At 43.1% G+C, this 25252-nt stretch carries 22 protein-coding genes and 3 tRNA genes; 15 read left to right on the top strand and 10 right to left on the bottom strand.

The genetic code is table 11. The features are described 5' to 3' along the window. Positions 1 to 145 precede the first annotated feature (145 nt). The 6 genes from ACQZ43_RS15600 to ACQZ43_RS15575 all read right to left on the bottom strand — a co-directional run bounded on the left by ACQZ43_RS15600 (position 146) and on the right by ACQZ43_RS15575 (position 5893). Positions 146 to 856 carry a PoNe immunity protein domain-containing protein gene (locus tag ACQZ43_RS15600; protein ID WP_430613616.1) on the bottom strand — a complete coding sequence of 237 codons (711 nt, stop codon included), beginning with the start codon at positions 854 to 856 and terminating at the stop codon, positions 146 to 148. A 30-nt stretch (positions 857 to 886) separates the two neighbouring features. Then, the gene (locus tag ACQZ43_RS15595; protein ID WP_430613615.1) at positions 887 to 1573 is read right to left on the bottom strand and encodes a PoNe immunity protein domain-containing protein; all 687 of its coding nucleotides are present in this window, start codon (positions 1571 to 1573) and stop codon (positions 887 to 889) included. A gap of 30 nt (positions 1574 to 1603) precedes the next feature. Beyond that, entirely contained in the window at positions 1604 to 2290 is a 687-nt protein-coding gene (locus ACQZ43_RS15590) for a PoNe immunity protein domain-containing protein (protein WP_430613614.1), read from the bottom strand. A gap of 30 nt (positions 2291 to 2320) precedes the next feature. Beyond that, entirely contained in the window at positions 2321 to 3007 is a 687-nt protein-coding gene (locus ACQZ43_RS15585; RefSeq protein WP_430613613.1) for a PoNe immunity protein domain-containing protein, read from the bottom strand. A 2-nt stretch (positions 3008 to 3009) separates the two neighbouring features. Continuing rightward, positions 3010 to 3423, bottom strand: coding sequence for a hypothetical protein (locus ACQZ43_RS15580; protein ID WP_430613612.1), 414 nt, complete (start codon positions 3421 to 3423; stop codon positions 3010 to 3012). A gap of 1330 nt (positions 3424 to 4753) precedes the next feature. Further along, entirely contained in the window at positions 4754 to 5893 is a 1140-nt protein-coding gene (locus tag ACQZ43_RS15575) for an acyl-CoA dehydrogenase (RefSeq protein WP_430613611.1), read from the bottom strand. A gap of 191 nt (positions 5894 to 6084) precedes the next feature. Here ACQZ43_RS15575 and ACQZ43_RS15570 point away from each other — a divergent pair, with 191 nt between their 5' ends. From ACQZ43_RS15570 to ACQZ43_RS15560, 3 genes are all read left to right on the top strand, one after another. Next, entirely contained in the window at positions 6085 to 7155 is a 1071-nt protein-coding gene (locus tag ACQZ43_RS15570) for an anhydro-N-acetylmuramic acid kinase (RefSeq protein WP_430613610.1), read from the top strand. Positions 7156 to 7242: 87 nt separating this feature from the next. Then, positions 7243 to 8469 carry a Glu/Leu/Phe/Val dehydrogenase dimerization domain-containing protein gene (locus ACQZ43_RS15565; protein ID WP_430613609.1) on the top strand — a complete coding sequence of 409 codons (1227 nt, stop codon included), beginning with the start codon at positions 7243 to 7245 and terminating at the stop codon, positions 8467 to 8469. Between the two features lie 65 nt (positions 8470 to 8534). Then, on the top strand, positions 8535 to 9449 hold the full coding sequence (locus ACQZ43_RS15560; protein WP_430613608.1) for an energy transducer TonB: 915 nt from the start codon (positions 8535 to 8537) through the stop codon (positions 9447 to 9449). Positions 9450 to 9657: 208 nt separating this feature from the next. Here ACQZ43_RS15560 and ACQZ43_RS15555 read toward each other — a convergent pair whose 3' ends face one another. Both ACQZ43_RS15555 and ACQZ43_RS15550 read right to left on the bottom strand, forming a co-directional pair. Continuing rightward, positions 9658 to 10053: an ExbD/TolR family protein gene (locus ACQZ43_RS15555; protein ID WP_430613607.1), complete on the bottom strand. Its 396-nt coding sequence runs from the start codon at positions 10051 to 10053 to the stop codon at positions 9658 to 9660. Continuing rightward, the gene (locus ACQZ43_RS15550) at positions 10034 to 10744 is read right to left on the bottom strand and encodes a MotA/TolQ/ExbB proton channel family protein (RefSeq protein ID WP_430615710.1); all 711 of its coding nucleotides are present in this window, start codon (positions 10742 to 10744) and stop codon (positions 10034 to 10036) included. Before ACQZ43_RS15550 ends, ACQZ43_RS15555 begins: the two co-directional genes overlap by 20 nt. A 145-nt stretch (positions 10745 to 10889) precedes the next feature. On the opposite strand from ACQZ43_RS15550, the gene ACQZ43_RS15545 reads away from it, so the two are divergent. The 4 genes from ACQZ43_RS15545 to ACQZ43_RS15530 all read left to right on the top strand — a co-directional run bounded on the left by ACQZ43_RS15545 (position 10890) and on the right by ACQZ43_RS15530 (position 12554). Further along, positions 10890 to 12107 (top strand): bifunctional folylpolyglutamate synthase/dihydrofolate synthase, encoded by a 1218-nt coding sequence (locus tag ACQZ43_RS15545; RefSeq protein ID WP_430613606.1) that lies wholly within the window; start codon positions 10890 to 10892, stop codon positions 12105 to 12107. An 82-nt stretch (positions 12108 to 12189) separates the two neighbouring features. Beyond that, a tRNA-Val gene (locus tag ACQZ43_RS15540) sits at positions 12190 to 12264 on the top strand. A gap of 71 nt (positions 12265 to 12335) precedes the next feature. Then, positions 12336 to 12410: transfer RNA gene (locus ACQZ43_RS15535), tRNA-Val, on the top strand. 66 nt (positions 12411 to 12476) lie between these two features. Next, a tRNA-Val gene (locus ACQZ43_RS15530) sits at positions 12477 to 12554 on the top strand. Positions 12555 to 12775: 221 nt separating this feature from the next. Here ACQZ43_RS15530 and ACQZ43_RS15525 read toward each other — a convergent pair. Continuing rightward, positions 12776 to 13573, bottom strand: coding sequence for a prolyl oligopeptidase family serine peptidase (locus ACQZ43_RS15525; RefSeq protein WP_430613605.1), 798 nt, complete (start codon positions 13571 to 13573; stop codon positions 12776 to 12778). 958 nt (positions 13574 to 14531) lie between these two features. Here ACQZ43_RS15525 and ACQZ43_RS15520 point away from each other — a divergent pair. The 6 genes from ACQZ43_RS15520 to ACQZ43_RS15495 all read left to right on the top strand — a co-directional run bounded on the left by ACQZ43_RS15520 (position 14532) and on the right by ACQZ43_RS15495 (position 21902). Beyond that, positions 14532 to 15464 (top strand): PorP/SprF family type IX secretion system membrane protein, encoded by a 933-nt coding sequence (locus tag ACQZ43_RS15520; RefSeq protein WP_430613604.1) that lies wholly within the window; start codon positions 14532 to 14534, stop codon positions 15462 to 15464. Between the two features lie 12 nt (positions 15465 to 15476). Continuing rightward, on the top strand, positions 15477 to 17423 hold the full coding sequence (locus tag ACQZ43_RS15515) for an OmpA family protein (RefSeq protein WP_430613603.1): 1947 nt from the start codon (positions 15477 to 15479) through the stop codon (positions 17421 to 17423). Positions 17424 to 17644: 221 nt separating this feature from the next. Beyond that, positions 17645 to 18238: an HPP family protein gene (locus ACQZ43_RS15510; RefSeq protein ID WP_430613602.1), complete on the top strand. Its 594-nt coding sequence runs from the start codon at positions 17645 to 17647 to the stop codon at positions 18236 to 18238. A 152-nt stretch (positions 18239 to 18390) separates the two neighbouring features. Further along, positions 18391 to 19977, top strand: coding sequence for an ABC-F family ATP-binding cassette domain-containing protein (locus tag ACQZ43_RS15505; RefSeq protein WP_430613601.1), 1587 nt, complete (start codon positions 18391 to 18393; stop codon positions 19975 to 19977). 425 nt (positions 19978 to 20402) lie between these two features. After that, positions 20403 to 21272: a bifunctional transcriptional activator/DNA repair enzyme AdaA gene (locus ACQZ43_RS15500; protein WP_430613600.1), complete on the top strand. Its 870-nt coding sequence runs from the start codon at positions 20403 to 20405 to the stop codon at positions 21270 to 21272. 18 nt (positions 21273 to 21290) lie between these two features. Further along, on the top strand, positions 21291 to 21902 hold the full coding sequence (locus ACQZ43_RS15495) for an alpha-ketoglutarate-dependent dioxygenase AlkB family protein (RefSeq protein ID WP_430613599.1): 612 nt from the start codon (positions 21291 to 21293) through the stop codon (positions 21900 to 21902). Positions 21903 to 22009: 107 nt separating this feature from the next. On the opposite strand, the gene ACQZ43_RS15490 is transcribed toward ACQZ43_RS15495, so the two are convergent. Beyond that, the gene (locus ACQZ43_RS15490; protein WP_219294169.1) at positions 22010 to 22201 is read right to left on the bottom strand and encodes a cold-shock protein; all 192 of its coding nucleotides are present in this window, start codon (positions 22199 to 22201) and stop codon (positions 22010 to 22012) included. A 360-nt stretch (positions 22202 to 22561) separates the two neighbouring features. Between ACQZ43_RS15490 and ACQZ43_RS15485 the strand changes: the two genes are divergently transcribed. Then, positions 22562 to 22948 carry a heavy-metal-associated domain-containing protein gene (locus ACQZ43_RS15485; protein WP_430613598.1) on the top strand — a complete coding sequence of 129 codons (387 nt, stop codon included), beginning with the start codon at positions 22562 to 22564 and terminating at the stop codon, positions 22946 to 22948. A 525-nt stretch (positions 22949 to 23473) separates the two neighbouring features. After that, positions 23474 to 25252, top strand: coding sequence for an arginine--tRNA ligase (gene argS, locus ACQZ43_RS15480; protein ID WP_430613597.1), 1779 nt, complete (start codon positions 23474 to 23476; stop codon positions 25250 to 25252).

Here is a 25252-nt window from a genome sequence, read left to right as displayed (position 1 = left end):
AAAGATATTATTTCTTTTGGAAGTCTTGAAGATTCGCTTAAAATAAGTCGGACTTTATTGGAATGCAAACAAGCGGAGTTCTTGCACCAAGCGCTGTAAAGACCACATTAGGTTTTCTGTGGCAGCCTGTTTATTCGTAAGGCAGCTAAATCGGTTTCTCTTCGATAGAATTCCAATGCAGGGCGCTATACGGATAGAATTTTTGGTCTTGTAAGACGGTATCGTCGATCTGAAATATTTTGACCAAAGCCGCCACCTCCCAAGCCCAGTAGCCGAAATAAGTATTGACCTCTTTGTTTTTATGACAATCGTGCCAATAAACATCGCGATGGCCCTGATACCATTTTTTGTCGAGATAGTATTGGATAAAGGCGGTACTCTTGTCCACCTGGCGTACCAAGGGATCGAGGTGGGAATAGGGAGTCTTTTGTATATAGCCCTGTCCTGCTGTAAAATCGGGCTGTCGGTATTGGATCAGAGCAGTCAGCAAGAGGTCGTTGGCGGCATCGCGCTGAATAACGGTCGTGATGCGTTTAAAATTCCCGTCGGAAATCTCGCACAAAATTCCGAGAGCCAACATCCAAACCATCTGGTCGTACATGGCATAGCTGTGGGCAAAACCCTCCCAAATAAAACCCTCTTCAAAGGCGGTAATGGCATCCAAAAGGCTTTGAGTGATAATCGCTTTGGAGTCTCCTACCGAATAATGTGCGACGGTTTTGTTAAGCGCGCTTTTAAAAATGGCCAGCCTAACATTTGGAATTCTTTCAGGATCCACCCTTTTAATGGCTATAGCTTCATTTAAATGTTTAATAATTCCTTCTCCTTCTTTGATGTATTGTCTGAAATTTTCCATAATTAATTGATTTGACTTTTGATGAAAAACCTACCAGTGCAGGGCGCTATACGGATAGTATTTTTGATCTTGTAAGGCGGTATCGTCGATCTGAAATATTTTGACCAAAGCCGCCACCTCCCAGGCCCAGTAGCCGAAAAACACATTTAATTCAGTGATTTTATGGCAATCGTGCCAAGGGGCATCGCGATGACCCTGATACCATTTTTTGTCGAGATAGTATTGGATAAAGGCGGTACTCTTGTCTACCTGGCGTACCAAGGGATCGAGGTGGGAATAGGGAGTCTTTTGTATATAACCCTGTCCCGCTGTAAAATCGGGCTGTCGGTATTGGATCAGAGCAGTCAGCAAGAGGTCGTTGGCGGCATCGCGCTGAATAACGGTCGTGATGCGTTTAAAATCCCCGTCGGAGATCTCGCACAAAATTCCGAGGGCCAACATCCAAACCATCTGGTCGTATTTGGCATAACTGTGAGCAAACCCTCTCCATACAAAACCCTCTTCAAAGGCGGTAATGGCATCCAAAAGGCTTTGAGAGATGATTGCTTTGGAGTCTCCTACCGAATAATGTGCGACGGTTTTGTTAAGCGCGCTTGTAAAAATGGCCAGCCTAATATTTGGTATTCTTTCAGGTACAACCTTTTTAATGGTTATAGCTTCATTAAGGAAATCTATGGTTTCTTGGTTGTTTTTAATATATTCTCTGAAATTTTCCATAATTAATTGATTTGACTTTTGGTGAAAAACCTACCAGTGCAGGGCGCTATACGGATAGTATTTTTGGTTTTGTAAGGCGGTATCGTCGATCTGAAATATTTTGACCAAAGCCGCCACCTCCCAGGCCCAGTAGCCGAAAAACACATTTAATTCAGTGATTTTATGGCAATCGTGCCAAGGGGCATCGCGATGACCGTGATACCATTTTTTGTCGAGATAGTATTGGATAAAGGCGGTACTCTTGTCTACCTGGCGTACCAAGGGATCGAGGTGGGAATAGGGGGTCTTTTGTATATAGCCCTGTCCCGCTGTAAAATCGGGCTGTCGGTATTGGATCAGAGCAGTCAGCAAGAGGTCGTTGGCGGCATCGCGCTGAATAACGGTCGTGATGCGTTTAAAATTCCCGTCGGAGATCTCGCACAAAATTCCGAGGGCCAACATCCAAACCATCTGGTCGTACATGGCATAACTGTGGGCAAACCCTCTCCATACAAAACCCTCTTCAAAGGCGGTAATGGCATCCAAAAGGCTTTGAGTGATGATCGCTTTGGAGTCTCCTACCGAATAATGTGCGACGGTTTTGTTAAGCGCGCTGGTAAAAATGGCCAGCCTAATATTTGGTATTCTTTCAGGTACAACCTTTTTAATGGTTATAGCTTCATTAAGGAAATCTATGGTTTCTTGGTTGTTTTTAATATATTCTCTGAAATTTTCCATAATTAATTGATTTGACTTTTGATGAAAAACCTACCAGTGCAGGGCGCTATACGGATAGTATTTTTGATCTTGTAAGGCGGTATCGTCGATTTGAAGAATTTTGACCAAAGCCGCCACCTCCCAAGCCCAGTAGCCGAAATAAGTATTGACCTCCTTGTTTTTATGACAATCGTGCCAATAAACATCGCGATGGCCGTGATACCATTTTTTGTCGAGATAGTATTGGATAAAGGCGGTACTCTTGTCCACCTGACGTACCAAGGGATCGAGGTGGGAATAGGGAGTCTTTTGTATATAGCCCTGTCCCGCTGTAAAATCGGGCTGTCGGTATTGGACCAAGGCAGTCAGCAAGAGGTCGTTGGCGGCATCGCGCTGAATAACGGTCGTGATGCGTTTAAAATTCCCGTCGGAAATCTCGCACAAAATTCCGAGAGCCAACATCCAAACCATCTGGTCGTACATGGCATAGCTGTGGGCAAAACCCTCCCATACAAAACCCTCTTCAAAGGCGGTAATGGCGTCCAAAAGGCTTTGAGTGATGATCGCTTTGGAGTCTCCTACCGAATAATGTGCGACGGTTTTGTTAAGCGCGCTTTTAAAAATCGCCAGCCTAATAGTCGGAATTCTTTCAGGCCCCACCCTTTTAATGGCTATACCTTCATTTAAATGTTTAATAATTCCTTCTTCATCTTTGATGAATTGTCTAAAATTTTCCATAATTAATTGATTTGAGTGAGTTTGTCGGGTATGATACGGGCATTTTTGTCGAGGGATTTTATTATTATTGGATTTTCTTTAGAAATACCTATTAAAATACTTTCGTAGCTCTTTTCTAGTATGTCCTCATACGTTTCTGGGCTTAAAAATTCTCGTAGATAATGATCAATCCATTTTTTAGTCATTTGACTATCTCCACTAGCCGTTTTTTTTCGACTGAGTTGCGGAAACCAACTTTTTCGACCCTTAGTATTGGTCTTGACCTCGGCGATGATGTATTTGGGGGGTGGATTTGAAAATTCAAAAATGGCTTCGATGCCCTTTCGAATAGGGTCGTCCAAATCTTGGACTCTTTTGGTTGCGATGTATTTTAATTCTCCTTTTTGGTTTCCTATTCTAAATTGGTGGGTTTCCATGTGCATCCGAGCTTTGATTTCGCCATAATTGGAGTTACGGGTAAAGTCACTGGAGTCGCGTTTTTTGTAGTTCCAAATACATTTCCTCTCCTTTTTTGGTGAGCTAGCCGGCGATTTTTTCCAATGAAAGTAACAACTCTTGTAGGTTTTTTATCACTTTATTGGAGGTGTTGTTTAAAGCTTATGTCGGGTATCTGAACAAAAAGCAGTTTCTTACGGCTAAGTGGTTGAGGACTGCGCAGGCTGACGAATTTGAATAGGGTGTTTGAAATAGGAGGTTCCATAATACGATTTTTAGGTTAAACATAATTTTTGGGGATAACCCTCTTTACGTAAAATAACGAAATTTATTTTTGATTATTATTAGTTAATGATGTTAAAATTTTGTATTAAAAGAAGGTTTGGTAGTGTTTTTTATAAGGTTTTATGTTGAAAATAAGGCGGTATTGTTTGTTTTTAATAAAATTAATTTATTTTTATCAGCGTGTTTTTTAAAAAACTAGATTTATAGGAAATAAGTTAAATGTTTTTTCTTTGATCTCGTGATGGATGGTTTTAGTGCTTTGTATACCTGTGTGTTAGGGTGTTTTGGTTGATAAAGACAGATGACTTAAAACCGTGGAAATAGTGACGAGGGGATAAAAAACCTTTTAATGTTGATTTTAGAAAATTATTTAAATCATAAAGCCGGCAATAGGTTTTATTTTTGTCAAACAATTACAAGGGAAAAGAGGGGGTCGCGAGAAGTAGTGGTACAGTCTGAGTAAAGGGCTTGGAATCGATTTCGATAAGAACTGCTTCCGGTAACTTGTAATTTTAATAAGAGATTGTAAAAAGCGGTAAACGCTAAAAAATATAGTATTAAGACCTTAATAAAGGGCTTAAAAAGAGTCAAGTGGTTATAGAGTGATTTTTTTGTTTTTTGAACTGGGCCGTGTTACGTGATTTGACACGGCCCAGTTTTTTGTTTTTATTCGTATCCCTTGGCGTATCGTATTCCTGTAAATAGCGTCACACACTACGGACTTCTCTTTGTAGTATGCGCAGCAAATCCGAACTTTTTTTCCAATTTTTCCTATGGCGATACGGACTCGTATGCCGCAAAACAATCCGACCACTCCTTGGAGAAAATGTTTGTTGCCGTTGACGACCACCAGATCGACTTGTTCCAATAATCAGCGGCCGAGATTTTGGAAAACCGGCAAAATTACAGCGCACAATAAGAGGGTAGTGGCTGCAATTTAGCAGGAACCTGATCGCGTTCGATGGCGCATAAAAAAGGCCGCTACGGGTAAGTAGCGGCCTAAAGGAGGATATAAAAGGAGAAATCTTATTTGGAAATCCCTCTTGAAATGACAATTTTCTGAATCTCCGAAGTTCCCTCGTAGATTTGCGTGATTTTAGCATCGCGCATCATGCGCTCTACGTGGTATTCTCTAACGTAACCGTTTCCACCGTGAATTTGTACGGCTTCCACAGCGGTGTCCATTGCAGTTTGCGAAGCGAATAACTTGGCCATAGCTCCCGAAATCGAAATGTCTTCGCCATTGTCTTTTTCGTAAGCCGCTTTAAAGCATAGCATTCTCGCTGCAGAAATTTGGGTAGCCATATCGGCCAATTTGAAGGCGATTGCTTGGTGGTTGATGATCTCCGTGCCGAAAGCTTTGCGCTCTTTGGCATATTTTAGAGACAATTCATAAGCCCCTTGTGCAATCCCCAATGCTTGAGAAGCAATTCCTATACGACCGCCGTTTAAAACGTTCATCGCAAAAGCAAAACCGAATCCGTCTTCGCCGATGCGGTTTTCCTTGGGAACTCTTACATCTGTAAACATCAAAGAATGCGTATCCGAACCGCGGATGCCCATTTTTTGCTCTTTGGCTCCAATCTCAAATCCTGCCCATCCTTTTTCAACGATAAAAGCATTGATTCCCTTGTGTTTTTTCTCTGGATGTGTATGCGCTATTACGATATAAGTCGAAGCGGTACTTCCGTTGGTAATCCAGTTTTTTGTACCGTTTAAGATGTAGTGGTCACCCATATCTACAGCTGTAGTCTTTTGTGAGGTGGCATCGGATCCTGCTTCGGGCTCCGACAAGCAAAAAGCACCAATCACTTGACCAGAAGCCAAAGGCGTTAAATACTTTTGCTTTTGTTCTTCATTACAATATTTTTCAAGTCCAGCACAAACTAAAGAGTTGTTTACCGACATCACTACAGCGGCAGAAGCATCTACTTTAGCAATTTCTTCCATCGCCAAAATATAAGCAACACTGTCCAATCCGCTACCCCCGTATTTCGGGTCAACCATCATTCCTAGGAAACCCAGTTCCCCCATTTTCTTAACTTGTTCAGTCGGAAAGATTTGATTTTCATCTCTTTCGATAACCCCTGGTTGCAATTCTGTTTGAGCAAAATCACGCGCAGCTTGCTGAATCATCAAATGCTCTTCTGATAATTTAAAATCCATTTAATTCGTTTTTTATTGAAAGTATTATTGTGTGTCTTTTATAAGCATTCAAATATACTTTATAATTATCAAATCTTCAAAAGGAATTGCTAATTTTAACCTTCCAAATCGCAATTAGAGCCTCGATTGTTCTAAACAAACTCGGGGGTGTATCACCAACTGCTGCGGATTGTAATAAACGACCTTATTTTATGAATAAAATGAATTACCAGGTAATCGGCATGATGTCGGGAACCTCCTTAGACGGTATCGACCTGTGTTATGTCCATTTGCAATACCAGGAGCAGGGGTGGAAAGCACAGATAAAACGCGGCGAAACCATTCCATATTCCCCAATGTGGGAGCAGCGACTTCGCGAGGCGGTATTGATGTCTTCATCGGAAGTCGCTGTCCTCAATGTGGAATACACCCAATTGCTCGTGGAGGTGTTTAACGACTTTATCGCCAGAAATCAATTGGTGGGTATCGATGCTATTTGTTCTCACGGACATACGGTTTTCCACAGACCAGAATTGGGGTATACCCTGCAAATCGGCAATTTGCCCGAATTGGCTCGGGGAACGCAACAGCTAGTGGTTTGCGACTTTAGGGTGCAGGATGTGCTGCTGGGCGGTCAGGGCGCGCCTTTGGTGCCCATGGGCGACCTGCTGCTGTTTGCCGATTACGACGGCTGCCTGAATTTGGGCGGCTTCGCCAATTTGTCGTTTACCGCAGACTCGGGCAAGCGCCTGGCTTTCGATATCGTGGCGGTCAACACCGTGCTGAATCACTACGCCAATAGCTGCGGCTTGGCCTATGATGACCGCGGAACCAGGGCGCGAAAGGGGCAAATAGATGTCCCTTTGCTCACGGCGCTCAATCAATTGGAATTCTACGATTTACCAGCGCCCAAATCACTGGGGATTGAGATGGTCCATGCGACGCTTTTGCCGATGATAGATCAGGCGAATTTACCCCTAGAAGACCGACTTTGTACCTTTGTCGAACACGTCGCCCTGCAAATCGCCAAGGCCATTCCCGCATCCTGCCGTTCGATCTTGGCCACCGGTGGCGGGGTGTATCACGATTATTTGATCGAACGACTGCGCGTTCACAGGCCGCTACTCGATGTAGTCATACCCGCTGCCGAGCAAATCAACTATAAAGAAGCCCTGGTTTTTGCGCTTTTAGGCGTGTTAAAACTCGAGAATCAAATCAATGTTTTGGCCAGTGTCACCGGCGCATCGACAAATCATTCATCGGGACGCATATTTCATCCATAAAAAGGAATTATTAGTGACTTTGGATTGGAAAGTACTCGCTTTTGGGGTTATATTTGTGCAGACTAATCAAAAAATAAAGTTTTTTAAATGAAAGATTTATTAAAGAAATTCGAGGAAAAAGAACCAGAGATTGTATTTCATTGGCAAGATTCAGAAACGGAAGCAGAAGGCTGGGCCGTGATCAATTCTTTGCGCGGTGGTGCAGCTGGCGGAGGTACTCGTATGAGAAAAGGTTTAGATAAAAATGAGGTGTTGTCTTTGGCAAAAACCATGGAAGTGAAGTTTTCTGTTTCGGGACCGGCAATCGGTGGGGCGAAATCGGGAATCAACTTCGATCCAAGCGATCCGAGAAAGCACGGGGTTTTGGAAAGGTGGTTTAAGGCGGTTTTTCCACTGTTGAAAAACTACTACGGCACCGGTGGTGATATGAATGTAGACGAAATTCACGAAGTGATTCCCATGACGGAAAACTGCGGATTATGGCACCCACAAGAAGGGGTTTTCAACGGACATTTCAAACCGACAGAAGCAGAGAAAATCAATAGAGTGGGGCAATTGCGTCAAGGCGTTGTCAAAGATGTGGAAAGCGAAGTGTATTCGCCAGAGGTAAGTCGCCGTTATAAAGTGGCCGATTTAATCACGGGGTTTGGCGTTGCTCAAGCGGTATACCACTATTACAATATATTTGGCGGAGATGTAGCGGGTAAACGCGTCATCGTACAGGGTTTTGGAAACGTAGGGTCGGCAGCGGCCTATTACTTGTCTAAAATGGGTGCTAAAATCGTGGGTATCATCGATCGCGACGGCGGAATAATCAATGAAAATGGTTACTCTTTTGACGAGGTTAAAGCGATGTATTTAAACAAAAAAGGAAATACTTTAGTCGCGGATAACATGATTCCTTTTGAAGAGATTAACGCCAAGATCTGGAGTATAGGTGCGGAGATATTTACCCCTTGTGCCGCTTCGAGATTGGTGACTAAAGAGCAGGTCGATCAAATGATCGCTGCGGGCTTGGAAGTGATTTCTTGTGGAGCCAATGTACCTTTTGCAGATAAGGGAATTTTCTTTGGTCCTATCATGGAACAAGTAGACAGCCAAATCAGCTTAGTACCCGATTTTATCTCGAACTGCGGTATGGCTCGTGTGTTTGCTTACCTGATGAGCTCTAAGGTTGAAATGACCGACGAAGCCATTTTTGAAGATGCTTCAAGCATCATCGAAAAAGCCTTGCAAGCGGTATACGATCGCAGCAGCTCTAAGAAAAACATCAGTTCAGTGGCTTTCGAAATCGCCTTAAAACAATTGGTATAGTTTTAGTTGTATATACTAAACTAATTTTCAGTATTTTTGTTGTAATTACACTATAGCTCTCTTTTATGAATTTAAGGCTCACATCCGAAGAAAAAAAATCAATGGGGATTACCTTGGTAATCTGTACTTTGTTGTTTTTGATTTTGTTTTTCATTCGTTTTATCTCTCCAATAGCCGTAGAGAATTTTGCTGGCGGCGGCGGCGGCGGCGGAGTGACCGTAAATTTTGGAGACAGCGATGTGGGATCGGGAGCGGACTTCAGGAGTGAAGTACTCCAAGTAACCGACAACCAAAAAGTCAAAGAAGCCCTAGCGGTTCCCGATGAAGAAGCTGTTATTACCCGAGAGCATGCGGTAGAAGAAACCGCGGTCATTGCCAAGCGAGAGCCCAAGGAAAAACCGAAAGTCAAAGAGGAAATCAAGAAAATAGTAGCGGTAAAACCCGTGGTCGAAAAGCCCAAGGTTTCCAAAACTACCGATGATGCTTTGGCCAATTTGCTAAACGGCTCGAAAAAAGGCGGTGATGGGGATGATAAAACAGCGGGAAACAAAGGGAAATCCGACGGCACTATCGGATCTAATGGCTATTACGGTTCGGGAGGTTCTGGTGGTGGTACCGGAGGCGGTACGGGCACCGGATCCGGCACGGGTAGCGGTAGTGGAACAGGTAGTGGCTCGGGCGGCGGTTCTGGTAGCGGATCTGGCGGAGGTTTTGGCTATTCCTTAGGGGGTAGAAAAGCCTTGGTAAAACCGCAACCCAAATATACCTGTAACGAGGTGGGTAAGGTGGTCGTAGAGGTAGTCGTGGATAAAAATGGCGTAACCACTTCAGCAGTTGCCGGAGTTAAGGGAACGACAAACAACTCCAAATGCCTGTTGGATCAAGCTAAGATTGCTGCGCTCAATACCAAATGGGAAGCGAGTGCCAACGCACCAGACAAGCAAATTGGCAATATCATTTACAATTTTAGTCTGAATTAAACCGATTATATAGGAAATAAAAAAAGCGAAAATCCGTGAGGATTTTCGCTTTTTTTATAACTAGTTGCGCAATTAATTTTAGTCATCTCTATTTGAACATACGCCTATTCGCCTTGAAAGACGGTGAAGTAGAAATGATCTATGCTTTGAATTCGGAAACCGACATGCTTTACGCGAATCAGCGAATCAGCGAATCAGCAAAAAAAACTTATTTCCCGCTGGTCGCGATAACGAATTTCAAATTGTTTCTAACGCCGATTTGCAAGACATCTACGAGGTCTTGTACTTGTAGGTTATACGGAATGCGAACGACAACCGTTTGGTCTTGTTCGGGGCCTATTTTGGTCAGTAAGGTCGCTTCGAGTTCATCAAAGGCCACCTCTTGTTTGTCGAGGTAGAATTTTTTGTCTTCGGTAACGGACAAACTAATCAATTGCTTATTGGTTTTTTCGTTGGATTCCGCTTTGGGCAGCGTCATTTTAATCACGTTGGGATTGGCCAAGGTGGAAATGATTAAGAAGAACAACAACAAGAAGAACATGATGTCGCTCAACGAGGAGGTGGCTACTTCTGCTTGGAATCGTTTATTTCTTTTGATGGCCATTTGGACGTTGAATTATGTTAACAAAATCTAATACATTTCTTTGAATGGTCAGTGAAAAATTGTCAATCATACCGTTTAACAAGTGGTAGCCCGCATAGGCTATAATCCCCACGATTAATCCGGCACCACTACTGATCATTTTTTCATAGAGTCCCCCAGAGATGTTTCCGATACTGATGTTTTCAGTAACCGAGATGCTATAGAAAATTTTAATAACTCCCGAAATAGTTCCCACAAATCCCAAAGTCGGTGCAATACCGGCAATAAGCCCTAAGTGTCCCATTTTCTTTTCCATCTGTCCAATTTCGATATTGGCCACTTTTTCCATATTGGACTCGATTTCCGAAATCGGGCGCCCTATGGTCAATACCCCTTCTTGCAATACGCGTCCGGCAGCAGTGCCTTCGCGTTGTGAAGCGGATACTGCCAATTCGAGATTGCCAGAGTTTAAGTGGGTACGCACATCTTGAATCAGGTGGTTGTCGGATTTGGCGGTCTTTTTAATGTATAAATACCGCTCAATAATCACGTAAACCGTATAGATTAATAAGAAAATAATGGGAATTAAAAATACCCCACCTTTTAAGATAAAGTCCAAAACTGAAATTTCTTTTTCAGCGGCAATCCCTTGGATCATCGCTCCAGTTGCCTGGGTTAAGGTGTCGTTTTGAGCCTGTAAAAAAAATACCATCATAAATAAGGTTGTTCTTGTGTTTATTGTGAAAAATGTCTCAATTTTGCAATAAAGATAATTTTCTATATTTTAATATGCTAAGAAATATCAGAAAATATTTTAGGATACCGCAGTGATACTGCATAATTAAATAAAGCGATCGATGAGCTATCAAGAAACCCTAGATTGGATGTTTTCTCAACTCCCTATGTATCAGCGGCAAGGTGCCTCTGCCTATAAAAAAGATTTGACCAATACCCTAAAGTTAATCGCGCATTTAGACCATCCCGAAAGGCAGCTAAAAACCATACACGTGGCCGGCACCAATGGAAAGGGGTCTACTTCTTCGATGATTGCCTCGGTTTTGCAAGAGGCGGGATATCGCGTGGGACTGTATACCTCTCCGCATTTACGGGATTTTCGCGAACGCATCCGAATCGACGGACAGGAGATATCCGAGGCGTTTGTCTGTGATTTTATCGCCGAAAACAAAGCTTTTTTTGAAGCAAATGATTTGAGTTTCTTCGAGATGACCGTCGGTATGGCATTGACGTATTTTTGCCAGCAAAAGGTCGATGTAGTGGTGGTTGAAGTAGGTATGGGAGGGCGATTGGATTCGACCAATGTCATTACGCCTTTGCTGTCGGTAATCACTAATATCGGTATGGATCACACGTCTTTTTTGGGCCATACTTTGGCCGAGATAGCCTTTGAAAAGGCGGGGATTATCAAAGCGGGTATACCCGTGGTCATCGGAGAGTATAACGCAGAGACGCAGCCGGTGTTTTTAAAGCGGGCTGTGGAACTTCATGCGCCGATTTATTGGGCCTCTGATTTGATGAAAGACAATACGCATACCTCGGATTTGGTAGGGCCGTATCAGTTGCACAACATCAAAACGGTGCGCCAAGCCGTGGCTTTGCTGCGCGACCATTTTGAAATAACGGCCGAGGCCGAGAAAAACGGCCTGTTAAACACTGCGGTCAACACCCATTTGGAAGGGCGCTGGCAGCTGTTGAATCAGCAACCGAAAGTCATTGCCGACACCGCCCACAACAGCCATGCTTTAAAAATCGTTTTAAATCAGGTTTTGCACGAGCAACAAGGGGAATTATTCTTTGTTTTAGGCGTGGTGGACGACAAGGATCTGGCGAGTATTTTACCGTTGTTTCCCAAAAATGCAAAATATTTTTTCTGCAAACCCCAAGTGCCTCGAGGTTTGGCCGCCGCTGAATTGGCAAGGCACGCCGCCGATTTTGGCCTGATGGGCGAGGTTTGTGTTTCTGTATCAGCGGCTTATAAATCCGCGGTAGAACAAGCCCAACCCCAAGATCTGATTTATATCGGAGGCAGTACTTTTGTCGTAGCAGAAATTTTGTAAAAAAAATCAATAAAAGCTTTCAGAATCCAAATACAGTTGTATATTTGCACCCGTAATCAAGTAAAGGATTACCGCTTTTAAAGGGCGATTAGCTCAGTTGGTTCAGAGCATCTCGTTTACACCGAGAGGGTCGGGGGTTCGAATCCCTCATCGCCCACAACCTTTAAAAGATAACAACCCACGTTGGTTGTTATGGCAACACTTACCGAAATACTTTTTGGGTACTTCGGGCGATTAGCTCAGTTGGTTCAGAGCATCTCGTTTACACCGAGAGGGTCGGGGGTTCGAATCCCTCATCGCCCACATATTGAATGCTTTTTAACGACTTTATTCGTTAAAATTATAACCGAATACTTTTTAAGGTAATTCGGGCGATTAGCTCAGTTGGTTCAGAGCATCTCGTTTACACCGAGAGGGTCGGGGGTTCGAATCCCTCATCGCCCACCACTTAAAGGCTGTCTCAAAAGGACAGCCTTTTTTGTTTTTAACCGAAGTCACTTTTGCAAAAAAAAGGATTTTGAATCAAGATCAGAATTTGTCTTTTAAGCGAATTGGGAGTGCTGTTATACTGCGGATACTGCTGTGTATTGCGCAACGCTCGCCTAATCAAATTCGCGAATGGGCGAATTAAACCTAATACCAAAAACTTCTCGTGATCTCCTCTGTTTTTATCGGTGTTTAGCAAACAACCATTTCGGAATCTCTTCCGTGATCAAAAATGGGATGACAATGTTGTGATGATTTAGATGGCTCAAAGTTGTAAAGCGTAAATTTTTGTTTGAGACTAGTTTGTGGTACAGTTCTAGGCTTCCGACATAGGGATTGTCGATATCTTTTTCGCCGTGTATGAGCCAAATGTTTTTCCGACTTAATTTTTTGAGATTTGAAAAATCGGGCACCGCTGCAACAGTAACCATAGCCGCAAACTTGTCGGGTGCTATATTGAATAAATTTTGAGCTGTTGAACCTCCCATGGAATAACCCATTAGGTAGATCCGGTTTGTATCGATGTTGGGGTGTTCTTTCGTTACATTTTCTATTAATTCCAATAGGGCAATAACCTCTTCCGCGGGTTTTGAAATGCTAATGCCATCGCTATTGCGCGCGTAAGTCGAAGAGCGCTTATTGAATTGCGGCGCCATTACATAACAGGGGTATTTCTCGTAAATTTCAGGTCTCAACCATATTTTTGCAAACGGTTCCAGTTGGTTTTCGTTATCGCGTCCCATTCGGGAAGAGTTGTGAAACGTAATCACTAATGGATATTTTTGATCCGTAACAGGGCTCTTAGGTGATAGTAGTCTATAGGGAATCGATGCGTTTACTGTTGTAAATGTTTTTTTGGCAAAGGCATCGGTATTCAGGCGGTTTAATTGGCTTCGGTTGCTGGCAAAAGTCAAACTATCCACGGTGGTTTCGCGGATTTCCCTGTGCTGTGCAAAAGCAAAATGGGCCATTGCGATCATAAAAAACAGGGACAGTATGAATTTTATATTTATTTTGTGCATATGGTTTTTATGGAGTTGTGCCTATTTTTTTGTGATACATAAATTGATGTACTGTCGTTTAAGTGCTTCTCGACTCGGGTTTTGAAGGGCTTTTATTGAAGGGCTAAGATAGGAAATATCCTTATTGCTGATTGCAATTCATTTGAGATGAAAACAAAAAAAAACTCCGATCCCGCGATTTTCGGAAGTGGTGGTTGCTGCTCTTTAAGCTACTTTTTTATTCCCACTGCTGTGTTGATTTGCACAAGATGATTCCCAAATAACCCCCTGATTTTTTATGGTGATGACCGTACGAACTAGATTAGAATATTATTCTCAATATGAGAATTTTTTTACTCCTCCTTTTTTTGTCGTAAAATCAAAAGACAAAGTTTAGTCCCTCAATTTTTATCATATCTTTTTATTTCTGAGTTTTAAAAGAGTTTAATTATTAAAAACGGCTATAAAGTGGTGTTTTACTGTTTTATTTGTATTATTTAGGAAATAAAAAGGGTTTTAAACCGCAATAAAAACGGAGTACTTGCCGAAATGCTATAAAAAATAATTCTAAAAATGTTTATTGTGCTGCTAAAAAGTGTAATTTTGAAGTAGATCCATTGCGGTAAGTTCAAAATATCCGGCTTTTCTACCTTAAATTTTAGCTGTGCAACGTAGAAAGGCGGTTTTTTAAAAACTTAAAAATGTGAATAATTCGTTTATATTGATGTTTTAATCGCTAAATGTGATTAATTGGATGGTTTTTTGCCAGATGCGCAACAAGGGAAGCGAGTGCGGTTAGAAATGGCTGTTATTCGTTTGTTTTGCCGCTCTTTGAGTAGGTGTTAATCGAAGGGCCGTTTGGAGAAGAAAAGCCTAGTGTTTTGTCGAATTAAAATTTTAACCCCTTTAATTATATATAAATTAAAAGTAAAAGCAGATGAAAGCAGTTAAAAATATCCAAAGGGTTTTTATAGCAGCGGTGTTGCTACTCAGTTTTGTAGAGACGCGCGCACAGCAAGATCCGCAGTACACACAATATATGTACAACACCATCAATGTCAATCCCGCCTACGCGGGATCGCGGGGGGTGATGAGCATATTTGGTTTGCATCGCACCCAGTGGGTGGGTCTGGATGGCGCCCCTACTACGATAGCTTTTTCCGTCAATACCCCTTTGGGCGATTCCAAACTGGGTTTGGGCGTCTCCCTGACCAATGACCGCTTGGGAGCCATGGAAGAGAATGCCATTGCGGTCGACCTGTCCTATACTATCGACCTCGGTGAAAAATACAAATTGTCGTTCGGAGTCAAGGGAGCAGCCAATCTATTAGACGTCGATTACGGCAAGTTAAATTTGTACAACCCCAATGATGTGATGTTTGAAAACAACATTCGCAATCAGTTTTCTCCCAATGTTGGAGCGGGTTTGTATTTGCATTCGGATAAATCATACGTCGGACTCTCTGTGCCCAATTTTTTGGAAACCGACCGCTATGACGATAACGTCTATGCAACCATGAAACAACGCATGAACTTCTACCTCATTGGAGGACATGTGTTTGAATTGAGTCCCAATTTAAAATTCAAACCGGCATTTATAGCCAAAGCCGTGTCTGGCGCCCCTTTACAAGTGGATATTACCGCTAATTTTATGCTTATCGACAAATTTGTACTCGGCGGTGCTTATCGTTGGGATGCCGCATTTAGTGGCTTGGTGGGGTTCCAAATCACCGACGGTTTATTCGTCGGCTATAGTTACGATACCGAAACCACCAAGTTGGCCCATTATAACTCGGGTTCTCATGAGATATTTCTGCGATTCGAATTGATCAATCGCTTTAACCGAATCACCTCACCGCGATTCTTCTAACACCGAACACAGATGAAAAAAATCTACCTCAAACTGTTTTTTATCGCAATTGCTTTGGTATCCTTGGGCGGGTATGCACAGGAGAAGAAGCCTGAGAAAGGCGATAAACAATACGATAAATTGGCCTATATCGACGCCATCAAAATATACGAACACGTGGCTGAAAAAGGGCATCGCAGTGCCGAATTGTTTCAACACTTGGGAAATGCCTATTATTTTAATGGCGAACTTACCGCGGCAAACCGCTGGTATACCGCCTTGTTTGAAGGGACTAAAGACCTGCCTTCCGAGTATTATTACCGCTATGCGCAGACATTAAAAGCGACGAAAAACTACGAGCTGGCCGATCGCTATTTAAAGGAATTTGCCACGAGAGATCAGGCCGATCAACGCGCCAAATTAATCGATAAAAACCCCGATTATTTAAAGCAGATAGAAGCGAATTCCAACCGCTATGAATTGAATAATCTGTCGATCAATTCGATTTATTCCGATTATGGAAGTTCGATTTACAAACAGCATCTGATCTTTACCTCTGCCCGTGATACCGGTAGTGTCTCCAAGAGAATTCACACCTGGACCAACGAATCCTTTACGAGTTTGTATCAAGCACCGTTGCTAGAAGACGGCAGTGTTGGTGCGGTTTCGAGATTTGCCAAACCGATCAAGACCAAGTTCAATGAGTCGACACCGGTGTTTAGCAGCGACGGTAATACGATGTATTTTACGCGAAACAACTTTAACAAGGGCAGACGTGGAAAAGACAGCAAAAAGACAACCCTACTGAAAATTTACCGTTCGCATTTAGTGGATGGAAAATGGGATGATGCGGAAGAATTGAGTATCAATAGCGACAACTTTAGTACGGCCCATCCCGCCTTGAGTACAGATGGTGCGTGGCTTTATTTTGCGTCCGACCGCCCAGGTGGTCAGGGACAATCCGATTTGTACAAGGCAGCCATTTTGACGAATGGCAGTTTAGGAGCTTCTCAAAACTTAAGCGAAATCAATACGGGCGGCAGAGAGAGCTTTCCGTTTATCAGTGAAGACGGCGAATTGTATTTTGCCTCTGATGGACATCCGGGTTTGGGTGGTTTGGATATTTTTGTATGTAAAATCAATGCCGATGGCTCGCTGGGCAAAGTACACAATATCGGTGCGCCCGCAAACAGTCCTTATGACGATTTTGCCTTTTACATCAACACGGCCAATCGCCGCGGTTTCCTAACTTCAAACCGCACAAACGGACACGGTAAAGACGATATTTATGCCGTTTTGGAAACGAAAAAACTCGCCTTGGAGTGCATTCAACAGATTCAGGGGGTGGTTTACGACAAAGTGAGCCAAGCGAAATTGAATCGCGCCAAGGTTGTTTTGTACGATAGCCACTTTAAAGTTTTATCCGAAACCCTTACCGATGCGAAGGGCTATTATGAGTTTCCGGCGTTGACTTGTGGAACTCGTTACCGGGTAAATACGGAAATTCAAGACTTTAATACCGCAGAAGTATCCGTGGATTTACCGCTGCAAAGCGGTGTGACCCAAGTGGATTTTGGATTGGAGAAAACCAGAGTGAAAGTAGAAAAAGGGGACGATTTGTTTAAAGTATTAAAGCTACAGCCGATTTATTTTGACTTCGACAAGTCCAATATACGTCCCGATGCCGCTATAGAATTAGCCAAAGTCGTCGAAGTATTGAGAGAATACCCAACGATGAAAATCGATGTGCGTTCCCATACAGACAGTAGAGGGAAGGATGCTTACAACTTAAAATTATCCGATCGCAGAGCTAAATCGACCATAGCGTGGATGGTGGACCAAGGTATCGACAAAGGTCGCATTAGCGGTAAGGGATATGGGGAAACCCAATTGCTGAACCATTGTGTGAATGGAGTCAAATGTACCGATGAGGAACACGAGCAAAACAGAAGAAGCGAGTTTATCGTTTTAGAATTATAAAAGCAACAGGGGTTAATCACTTGATAAGGGCTGGATTTTTTCCAGCCCTTATCGTTTGAATACCAGTTGACACTTGATCTATCGGATTAAGAAATGCACACAGACGCGACACTGAATTATATAGGCAAAGTGCGGTCAAAAAAGTGCGGTATTTTAACGTTAAATATCACAAAGGGAAAGGCGTTCCTATTACCTTTGTGTTTTTAAGTTTTGCCTCGATCATGAAAAAGAATATCAAACGCACGGCTCGAATTACACGATACGTAATTTATAAAGAAACCCTGATTGATTCCAAAGAGCATTTTTGGTCTTTTGTCGGCGCTTTTGTCGGTATTGGCATCATCGCATACATCCAGAGTTTTTGGTTTACACAACTGGAAAACGTCTTCTTAATTGGGTCTTTTGGTGCGTCTTCGGTCTTGATTTACGGTGCTATCGACAGTCCTTTGGCACAACCGCGAAATCTGATTGGCGGACATGTGGTGTCGGCAGTAATTGGCGTAACCGTAGCCAAAATCTTTCCCGATCTGATTTATATCGCCGCACCCTTGGCGGTAGCCTTGTCTATCGTAGGCATGCAAATAACCAAAACCATTCACCCTCCTGGAGGGGCAACTGCCTTAATTGCCGTTGCCGATACTGGGGTGGTTAAGAGCTTGGGGTATTATTATGTGTTGTCGCCTGTGCTCTCTGGAGCCCTCATACTCTTTTTGGTCGCCTTGGTTTTTAACAACATCACCTCGAATAGAAGTTATCCCAAAAAATCGACTTTTTTTGGAAAAAGAAGGCACAAAAGCATATTTAGAGCGAATTGAGCTATTTTTTGTGCGTATTACCCCTTTTTGCCGTATCTTTGTACTCTAATTTAAATGCATCCTCATGTTGTAAATCATTTCTTTCGGAAAATACACAGCGCTAACCACCTCGTTGGCTACTGTTATTATTCATTCTTTTTAAGAGAGAAATCATGATTGTACTCCAAGATATCACTTATTTACATTCCGATAAAAGCGTTTTGTTTTCGGGTCTCCATTTTAATGTGCAAGCGCACGATAAAATCAGTTTGGTCGGCAACAACGGCGTGGGGAAATCCACCCTTTTAAACCTGATTGCCGGCAACATACAGCCGCAACAAGGTCGCGTATTCACCGATTCAAAGCCTTATTACGTGCCACAGCACTTTGGTCAATTCAATGGCGACACCGTTGCACAAGCCCTGCATATCGCCGATAAACTCCATGCGCTAGAAGCCATTTTAAAGGGGGAGGTTAGCGAAGAAAACCTCCGCGTACTCGACGACGATTGGAACGTGGAAGTGCGCAGCCAAGAAGCCCTGGAGCATTGGCAGTTGCACGAGGTCGACCTGCATCAAAAGATGGACAGCTTGAGCGGCGGTCAAAAAACGCGGGTGTTCTTGGCGGGTATACGCATCCATCAACCGCAAATCGCATTGCTAGACGAGCCGAGTAACCACTTAGATGCGCCAAGTCGAGTGCTGCTTTACGACTATATAGAAACCACGCGCGACACCCTGGTAGTGGTGAGTCACGACCGCGTATTGCTAAATAAAATCCACGGCGTTTGCGAGTTGAGTTCACGCGGTATGGCATTTTACGGCGGCAATTACGATTTTTACCTCGCCCAAAAGCAGGTGGAAAGCGAGGCTATGATCCAGGATGTCAATCATCGGGAAAAAGCCCTGCGCAAGGCGAAAGCCGTAGAGCGCGATACGCTAGAGCGCCAACAGAAATTGGACGCTCGCGGAAAAAAGAAGCAGGAAAAAGCCGGCATTGCCACTATTATGATGAAAACCCTTAAAAACAAGGCGGAGAATACCGCTTCTAAGCTAAAAGGGGTACATGGCGAAAAGCGCGAAGCCCTTGCGGAAGAGCTCAGTGCGCTGCGCAGGGAATTGCCCGATGTGGCTAAGATGAAAATCGATTTCGACAATTCCGACCTCCACCGCGGCAAAACCCTGCTCAAAGCCCAGAATATCAATTTTAAATACGGCGCCGAGACCCTGTGGAATCCGCCTTTGAGTTTTGAAATTCGGAGCGGCGAGCGCTGGGCGATTAAGGGAGCTAACGGTTCGGGAAAAACCACTTTAATCCAATTGATGTTGGGAGCGCTTGAACCGCTGTCGGGCAGCTTGTTTCGCGCCGATATGCAGGCGATTTACATCGACCAAGATTATTCGCTCATCGACAATGCGCTGAGTGTATACGAACAGGCTTTGGTTTTTAATGACGGGTTGTGGGAGGAACATCAAGTTAAAATGCGCCTAAACCGCTTTCTGTTCGGGAACGCAGCCTGGAGCAAACCCTGTAGTGCGCTAAGCGGTGGAGAAAAAATGCGACTGATGTTGTGTGCCCTGACCTTGAGTGTTCGACCACCCGATTTGATTGTACTGGACGAACCGACCAATAATTTGGACATACAGAACCTGGAAATCTTAACCCAAGCCATACTGGATTACCGCGGAACTCTTTTGGTGGTTTCACACGATGCTTATTTTTTAAATCAAATACAAGTGGAACGAGACCTGTCGCTGTAAATACCATTCGGGTAAAGCGTGCTGTTTCGCGATATATTGTTGAATACCCGCTTCGAAAAAATAAATATTTTTATAAAAATGTATGTGTAACCAGCGTGTTAGGAGTGTAAAAAATTTTCCGAATCAGGTTTTTGTCGATTAAAAAACAGCCTGTTTCGCTTGCTTTTGTGCTGTTGAATAGACTCCCATTTTAATGCTTTTTCTATTCATTTCGTTGCCTGACAGCATGTAAAGGATGAAAAATTTTTTATTTATCGGCGGTCTCAGGCTATTCAGGACGGCCTGCAACAAGGAGGATGGGGATACGGGATTGACGGTGGGACTGAAAAAAAATAAAAAAAAAGGGGTTAGGACTTTAAAGAGCAAGAATTGGATTTTATATTTGATCGAGTAATAAGATCTTTACCCTGTTAAAAGCCCTAACTATGAATGAGGAAGATCACATACAGTATACGCGTATAGCCAAAGCAATTGCGTATATCGCGGAGCACTTTAAAGAACAGCCCAGCTTGGAAGAGTTGGCGGCGGTGGTGCATTTAAGTCCGTTTCACTTTCATCGCCTGTTTACGGACTGGGCGGGAACCAGTCCTAAAAAGTTTTTGCAGTATACCAGCTTGGATTATGCCAAGGGCGTGCTGCGAAACAATCAGGGGGTTACGCTTTCGGAAATGGCATTTGAGTCCGGTTTGTCCAGCAGCAGTCGCTTGCACGATTTGTTTGTCAAGATCGAGGGGATGACTCCGCTGGAATACCGTCAAGGCGGTAAAAACCTGACGATCAACTACCGCTATGCCGATAGTCCGTTTGGAAAGCTGCTGCTCGCATCCACGGCTAAGGGCATTTGCTATATGGCTTTTGAAGACGATGCCGCAACGGCCTTACATCGGTTGTTGCGGCAATTTCCTCAGGCGAATTTTGTCGAGCAAACCGACGCTTGGCAAGAGCGGGCACTTCGATTTTTTGGTGGGGAATCCTTGGAGCTATCGACTTTAAAACTCCATTTAAAAGGCACGGATTTTCAATTAAAGGTATGGGAGAGCCTCCTTAAAATACCGTTGGGCCAATTGACTACATACGGCACCTTGGCTCAGGAAATCGGAAATCCGTCGGCATCGAGAGCCGTGGGAACTGCCATAGGAAAAAATCCGATTGCCTTTTTGATTCCTTGTCACCGCGTTATTCAGTCCACGGGTAACCTAGGCGGATATATGTGGGGCACTACGCGAAAAACGGCCATGATTGCGTGGGAAGGGGTTCAGGGAGCAGGGGAAACGGACAATGAGGTTGAAAATTAACGGTAAAAAATCTAAAAAATGAATCTTTTTGAAAGCGAAGCAACTGCAGCGGTCAATTTATTGCCCCAAGACGGTGAAGTCTATTATTACGGACCGGTATTGGAAGCGGAACAGGCGCATTTTTACCTGCAAAAATTGTTAGACGAGATTGCCTGGCGCCCGGACGAAGCGGTTATTTTTGGAAAGACAATTACCACCAAGCGCAAAGTGGCTTGGTATGGCGATCAACCCTTTGAGTATACCTATTCCAAAACCACCAAACGCGCTTTGCCATGGACCGCAGCCTTGTTGGAATTAAAAGCCCTGGTGGAAGAAAAAACCGAAGAGACTTATAATTCTTGTCTACTCAATCTGTATCACAGTGGAGAAGAAGGGATGGCGTGGCATAGTGATGGGGAGCGAGCCCTCAAGAAAAATGGCGCTATCGGATCGTTGAGCTTTGGCGCTGTGCGCAAATTTGCCTTTAAGCATAAAAAAAACCTAACAAAGGTGGAATGCCTTTTGGAGCACGGCAGTCTTTTGGTGATGAAGGGAAGTACGCAGACCCATTGGCTGCATCGACTACCGCCGACAAAACGCGTACAGGCATTACGGGTGAATCTGACGTTTAGAACCATCGACAAACCCTAGAAGGGCTGCTCGGTCTATAAAGAATGCCGGCAAGCTTGGGGTATATAACAAAAAAAAACACCTAATCTTGGATTAGGTGTTGATTTACGTTGAATCTATATAGTATGTTAAGCTAAGACTACGTTTACTGCGTTTAGACCTCTACGACCTTCTTCTACGTCATAACGAACTGCATCGTTCTCACGAATATTATCCATTAGACCTGTAGCGTGAACAAATATTTCGCTATCACCATTGTTTGGTGTAATAAATCCGAAACCTTTGTCTTCATTGAAAAATTTTACTGTACCTTCTTGCATTACTTTTATGATATTTAATTCCTGCAAATATAGAATGGATTTTTGATATCCACAAGTAAATGGAAGATTATTTTTGTAAAAAAGTGTTATTTTTTTAAAAACGGCCTCTGAGCCCAGTAAAATGGGTAAAAAATATTTTATAAAAAAAAAGATAAAACAGCATTTTTAGATAAATGCACCTTATATACTAAAGTTTTTAGGGGAGTATTGCCGATATCCAGCCGGGATGATTTGGTTTAGGGATGTTGTTGGCTATAGTTTATGAAAAGATTCTCGAGGATTCACTCAAATACAGCCGAGCTATTTTAAAATGATTTTCTATATTAGCACCGAAAACCAATGATAACTAATAAAAACGCAATGATGAGAGTGATTTTTGGATTAAAGTATAAAACAGCCCTCTGCTTGTTGGGTATGTTTTTGGGCTTTGCAGTAAGTGCTTTTGCGCAAACCGCAAAGAACAATGAGAAAGCGGTGATTAAAACCGCAATTTATTGCGAGCACTGTAAGGAATGCGAAAGCTGCGGAAAAACGTTTAAGAGCACCTTGTTTAAGATGAGTGGTGTTCGGCAGTTTGATATCGATGATCAGGCCCAAACCATTACGGTATACTACAGCCCAAAAAAGGTCAGCTTGGCGCAAATCAAACAGGCTATTTCCAAAATGGGCTACGATGCCGATGAGGTTAAAGCCGATCCGGCAGCCTATGAGCAATTGGACGATTGTTGCAAAAACAAAGCGGCTTAAATAACTGTACTTCGCAAATTTTAAATAACCCCTGCAATAGTTATAACCTATTTCAGGGTTTTTTGTTTTTATTCGCTTGTAGCGGCTAGTGTTTTTTAAATGAAGACCGACTCCCCTGTACAGCGGCCAACCACAGCGGAAACCACGTTTCTGACCAACGGTAGTTAGTCGGTTTAAATAGTGCTATTAATAATATAAGAAATTTATCGGACATGGTGGTAAAAATGATGTTTTTTTAGCTTTAGGGTAAGGGTATTTCGGTTATCGGTCCATATTCTTGTGTAAATCCCATTTTATGCGTATTTTATTTGTTAGTGCCGTCAGTATGGACAACGGTAACCGCGATTAAACACCAGTGTGTACCGGTGGTTTTTATGGCGGCCGCTGCGAATCGAATGCGCTGTGGGCTTGTTAGCCGTGTTTTTATTGCGGTATGGGCGTCCGGTGCTCAGACTAATTATATCCTTATAAAAGTTAAAAATTACTGAAATAACAATTATCTTTGTTCCTTAAAATATTTAAGCAATGACATTAAATCAGATTCTAACTCCTCAAATCGAAAACGCAGTACAATCGCTTTATGGCGTAGCCGTAGATAAAATTGAATTTCAAGGTACGAGAAAGGAGTTTGAAGGAGACACCACGGTGGTTATTTTTCCCTTCTTAAAATTGATTAAGGGAAACCCCGTAGAAATAGGCACGAAAATTGGCGAGTACTTAGTAGCGAATACCGGTATGATTGAGCGGTTTACGGTGGTCTCTGGTTTCTTGAATTTGGTGGTTACAGATGCTTATTACTTGAGTTTTTTCAACGGTATTAAGGCGAATGATCAATTTGGTTTTCAGCCCCTTTTAGCCGACGAAAAAGCGATTTTGGTCGAATATTGTTCGCCCAATACCAACAAGCCTTTGCACTTGGGGCATGTCCGAAACAATTTATTGGGCTATGCCGTTGCCGAGATTCTAAAGGCTTCGGGTAAAAAGGTGTACAAAACGCAAATCATCAACGATAGGGGAATTCATATCTGCAAGTCGATGTTGGCTTGGCAAAAATTCGGAAACGGACAAACTCCGGCCAGTACAGGCCTTAAGGGCGATAAGTTGGTAGGAAATTTCTACGTGACTTTTGACCAGGTGTACAAAGAGCAAATTGCCGAATTGATGCAGGCGGGTCGTTCAGAAGACGAAGCCAAAAAAGAAGCCCCCATCATTCTTGAAGCGCAACAAATGTTGCTGGATTGGGAAGCGGGAAAACCCGAAGTCATCGCCTTGTGGAAAGAGATGAACCAATGGGTATACGACGGTTTTGCCATTACCTTTAAAAACATGGGCGTCGATTTTGATAAAAACTATTACGAGAGCGATACCTATTTACTGGGTAAAGACGTGGTGGAAAACGGTTTAAAAGAGGGCGTGTTCTTCAAAAAAGAAGACGGCTCGGTCTGGATCGATTTAACCGCAGAAGGCTTGGACGAGAAATTGGTGTTGCGCGGCGATGGAACCTCGGTTTACATGACTCAAGATATCGGAACGGCGATCCAAAGGGTCAAGGATTTTAACGATATCGGCGGTATGGTATATACCGTGGGTAATGAACAGGATTACCACTTTAAAGTACTGTTTTTAATACTTAAAAAACTCGGATTTGAATGGGCGGAAAGCCTGTTTCACCTGTCTTATGGGATGGTCGATTTGCCTTCTGGCAAAATGAAGAGCAGAGAGGGAACCGTAGTCGATGCCGATGACTTGATGAGCGAAATGACCGATACAGCACGTCAGATATCAGAAGAACTGGGCAAGCTCGACGGATATTCAGAAGAAGAAAAAGAAAATTTATATAAAATTATTGGCTTAGGGGCTTTGAAATATTACATCCTAAAAGTCGATCCCAAAAAACGCATCCTGTTCAATCCCGAGGAATCCGTGGATTTTGCCGGAAACACAGGACCTTTTATTCAATATACCTATGCGCGTATTCAATCGATTTTGAGAAAATCAAATTTTGATTACGGATATGAGGTGACGGGAATCACCTTGGATCCCAAGGAGAAAGAGCTGTTGAAATTGATGGAGTCGTATAGCGAGGTCATTCTCAATGCGGGGCGTTCTCACAGTCCTGCCTTGTTGGCCAATTACATCTATGACTTGGTAAGGGAATACAATTCCTTCTATCAGACCGTTCCCATTTTGGGCGAAGAGAACCTAGACTTAAAGGTCTTTAGAGTGCAATTGTCTCATAAGGTAGGGACCGTTATAAAAAGTGGTTTTTCCCTGTTGGGAATTGCCGTACCTGATCGCATGTAA

The sequence above is a fragment of the Flavobacterium sp. JP2137 genome (assembly GCF_050562195.1).
Classification (GTDB): domain Bacteria; phylum Bacteroidota; class Bacteroidia; order Flavobacteriales; family Flavobacteriaceae; genus Flavobacterium.
The sequence above is the reverse complement of the archived record's forward strand: the minus strand, read 5'-3'. Positions and strand labels throughout refer to the sequence as shown.